3 protein-coding genes are annotated in these 3784 nt (G+C 66.0%); 2 read left to right on the top strand and 1 reads right to left on the bottom strand.

Translation table 11 applies throughout. The features are described from left to right. Positions 1–67: 67 nt before the first annotated feature. The gene (locus tag ACFQ50_RS24410; protein WP_377998212.1) at positions 68–1357 is read right to left on the bottom strand and encodes an adenylosuccinate synthase; all 1290 of its coding nucleotides are present in this window, start codon (positions 1355–1357) and stop codon (positions 68–70) included. 308 nt (positions 1358–1665) lie between these two features. Here ACFQ50_RS24410 and ACFQ50_RS24405 point away from each other — a divergent pair, with 308 nt between their 5' ends. After that, positions 1666–2877, top strand: a complete 1212-nt coding sequence (locus tag ACFQ50_RS24405; RefSeq protein ID WP_377998211.1) for a cobalamin-independent methionine synthase II family protein — start codon at positions 1666–1668, stop codon at positions 2875–2877. 219 nt (positions 2878–3096) lie between these two features. Next, complete coding sequence (locus tag ACFQ50_RS24400) at positions 3097–3732, top strand: uracil-DNA glycosylase (protein ID WP_377998210.1); 636 nt, start codon at positions 3097–3099, stop codon at positions 3730–3732. Positions 3733–3784: the final 52 nt, after the last annotated feature.

The following is a 3784-nucleotide window of genomic DNA, read 5'->3' as shown; positions in this document are numbered from 1 at the left end:
ACCGTAAGGTGACCCGCCGCCGTCGGGAACTGCTTGCCTGAGTTGTTGTTGCCGGACGCTTCCGGCGTCAGTCGTTGATCAGGTCGTTGACCACGATGGTCTGGTCGCGGTCCGGGCCTACGCCGATCGCGGAGAAGCGGGTGCCGGACAGCTTCTCGAGGGCCAGCACGTAGTTCCGGGCGTTCTCGGGCAGGTCAGCCAGCGTGCGGGCGCCGGTGATGTCCTCGGTCCAGCCTTCGAAGTACTCGAAGATGGGCTTGGCGTGGTGGAACTCGGTCTGGGTCATGGGCATTTCGTCGTGGCGTACGCCGTCGACGTCGTACGCCACGCACACCGGGATCTGTTCGATGCCGGTGAGGACGTCCAGCTTGGTGACAAAGTAGTCGGTGAAGCCGTTGACGCGGGAGGCGTGGCGGGCCAGGACGGCGTCGTACCAGCCGCAGCGGCGCGGACGTCCCGTGTTGACGCCGAATTCGCCGCCGGTCTTCTGCAGGTACATGCCCATCTCGTCGAAGAGCTCGGTGGGGAACGGGCCTGCGCCGACGCGGGTGGTGTATGCCTTGATGATGCCGATGGAGCGCGAGATGCGGGTGGGGCCGATGCCCGAACCCACCGAGGCGCCGCCCGCGGTGGGGTTGGAGGACGTGACGAACGGGTAGGTGCCGTGGTCGACGTCGAGGAACGTGGCCTGGCCGCCCTCCATGAGCACCACCTTGCCCTCATCCAGGGCCGTGTTCAGCACGAGGGTGCTGTCGATGACCAGGGGGCGCAGGCGCTCGGCGAAGGAGAGGAAGTAGCTGACCACTTCCTCCACCTCGATGCTGCGGCGGTTGTAGATCTTGACCAGGAGATCGTTCTTCTGGCGCAGCGAGCCTTCCACCTTCTGGCGCAGGATGGACTCGTCGAACACGTCCTGGACGCGGATGCCCAGGCGGGCCACCTTGTCCATGTAGGTAGGCCCGATCCCGCGGCCGGTGGTGCCGATGGCGCGGCTGCCGAGGAAGCGTTCGGTGACCTTGTCCAGCACCTGGTGGTACGGGGCGACGAGGTGCGCGTTGGCGGAGACGCGCAGCTTCGAGGTGTCGGCGCCGCGTGCCTCGAGGCCGTCGATCTCCTGGAACAGCGCTTCGAGGTTGACGACACAGCCGTTGCCGATGATGGGGACGGCGTTGGGGCTGAGGATGCCGGCCGGAAGGAGCTTGAGCTCATACTTCTCACCGCCTACGACGACGGTGTGCCCGGCGTTGTTGCCGCCGTTCGGCTTCACTACGTAGTCGACGCGGCCGCCAAGCAGGTCGGTGGCCTTACCTTTTCCTTCGTCGCCCCACTGGGCTCCGACGATCACGATTGCTGGCATGGGATCCTCCCCCATTCGTTCGGGCCTAGCCCGGCTGGATCACCGAGGTGCTTCAACCGGAGGTCGGCGCCGTTCATGAGAATGCCCCGAATTCGTCGCCCGAACCCGCGGCGCTGACCGGGGAAGGGACGCAAGAGTTCCGGGGCTCTTACCACCCAAGTTTAGCGGATGGGCAGCAAAAGTATGGCTTTTGCCGAATCACCCGTGCGGCAGATTCCGGCGACACATTGCGCCTGCGATTTGCCACTCACTCTCTCCGCGGACTTAAGTGAGAGTGAACCATCCCGAGCGGCCGAGGAGACCCTGCCTTGTCACTGAACACCGACCACATCCGCGTCACCCACGCCGGGTCCCTGCCCCGCACCCCGGAGCTCATCGCCGCCAACGCAGCCAAGGAAGCGGACGGCATCACGCCGGAGTTCCTGGACCTGCTGGAGACCTCGGTGGTGGACATCGTCCGGCGCCAAAAGGACCTGGGCATCGACATCCCCAACGACGGCGAATACGGCCACGCAATGTCCAACAGCGTGGACTACGGCGCCTGGTGGAACTACTCATTCGCCCGCCTGGGCGGCCTCGAACCCACCAACGTTGACCGCTGGGCCGATGCCGAGGTGCACCGTTCCACACCGGGCAACATCGTCCTGACCTCGTTCCCTGACCGACGGGACCGGCAGAAGTTCAATGACGCCTACAACGACCCCTCCTCCGGGATCCTCGCCCACCGCAAGAGCGTGGCACAGCCCAAGATCGCCGGCCCGCTGACCTACACCGGGCAGGACCTCGTGGCGTCGGACGTCGCCAACCTCAAGACCGGCCTGCAGGCGGCCGGCCTCGCCGAGGGTTTCGTCGCGTCGCTGTCCCCCGGATCCTGCGCACGGGTAGCCAATGAGTACTACAAGACCGAAGAGGAACTGGTCTACGCCTGCGCCGACGCCATGCGGGAGGAATACAAGGCAATCATCGACGCCGGGCTGACCGTCCAGCTCGACGACCCGTCGCTGGCTGAGAGCTGGGACCAGATCAACCCGGAGCCCAGCCTCGAGGACTACCTCAGCTTCATCCAGCTCCGGATCGAGGCCACCAACTGGGCCCTCCGCGACCTGCCCCAGGAGCAGATCCGGCTGCACGTCTGCTGGGGATCCTGGCACGGCCCCCACACCACCGACATCCCGTTTGCCGACATCATCGGCTCCGTCCTGCAGATCAATGCCGGCGGCTACTCGTTCGAGGCAGCCAATGTCCGGCACGAGCACGAATGGCGCGTTTGGGAAGACACCAGGCTTCCCGAGGGCAAGGTCATCATCCCGGGTGTCGTCTCGCACGCCACCAACGTCGTGGAGCATCCTGAACTTGTGGCGGATCGGATCGAGCGCTTCGCCAGGCTCGTGGGGCGCGAGAGCGTGATCGCCTCCACCGACTGCGGCCTCGGCGGCCGTGTCCACCCACAGATCGCGGTCGCAAAGCTCGAGGCCCTCGGGGAGGGCGCACGCCTCGCCACCAAGCGGCTCTGGAAGTGATTTAGCCCTCATTGACTGTCCTGCGGGCCCACTCCTGCGCGGCTCCGCCACGGACGCGCACAGGGGCGGCGCCTCACGGTTCGGACGCCTTGCTAAACTGGGGAGGATCGGTCAGGTACCGGTCCACCTCATTTCACACCACGCCGCACTCGGCATGCCTGCGGCGTGCCGGCCCTGCGGCGCGGCAGCGCGACCCACCTGCAGGAGACACAGCACCATATGACAGCCCTGGCTACCGAATCCTTCCATGAACAGCTTCTGAGGCGCCGTTACGAACCCAACGTTGCCGCTGTCAATGAGCTCTGCGATACGTTGCAGAGCGCCAAGCCGGGCACCCAGGTGCCGTACGTCGACCCCGCGCACGACGTCGACGAATGCCGCATCATCAGCCTCTTCTCGAACATCGGCACGGCGTCGCCCACCGGCTTCATCATGCCGGGCGACGACGACGCCGCCACCCGCATGCTTGGCCTCCAGTGGAAGCTGGGCCTGCGGCCGGAGTACATCATGCCGTGGAACGTGCACCCGTGGCACACGCCGGGCGAGCCGAACGGTAAGTTCACGCCGGACCAGATCCAGGCCGGCCTCAAGCCACTGCTGAAAGTCCTGGCCCTGGTCCCCCGCGCTTCAGTCATCGTGGCTCACGGCACCGAGGCCAACCGCCTCGCCGGCCTGCTGCTCAAGACCGAAGTGCCCTTGCTGTGGCGCCGCGGACTGAAGACCTACAAGGTCCGTTCACTGAGCGGCCGCTCCTTCGCCGGAACCCCCGAGCGGCAGAAGCAGTACCTCGATGAGATGCACGTGGCCTACGCCGACGCCATGGCCCGCACCGGGCTGCAGAAAGCTGGCAGGTAAACGCCGCCACGCATGATAACGACGGCGGGCGGTCACCTTCCTAGGAGAAGGT

This window comes from Arthrobacter sp. NPDC056493 (assembly GCF_042795115.1).
In the GTDB taxonomy this organism is placed as follows: domain Bacteria; phylum Actinomycetota; class Actinomycetes; order Actinomycetales; family Micrococcaceae; genus Arthrobacter.
Note: the sequence above shows the minus strand (reverse complement) of the source record. Positions and strands in the feature narration are given on the sequence as shown.

Coding starts and splice junctions, on each gene's coding strand:
- ACFQ50_RS24400 (WP_377998210.1), top strand. CDS start 3,097: ATGACAGCCCTGGCTACCGAATCCTTCCATGAACAGCTTCTGAGGCGC.
- ACFQ50_RS24410 (WP_377998212.1), bottom strand. CDS start 1,357: ATGCCAGCAATCGTGATCGTCGGAGCCCAGTGGGGCGACGAAGGAAAA.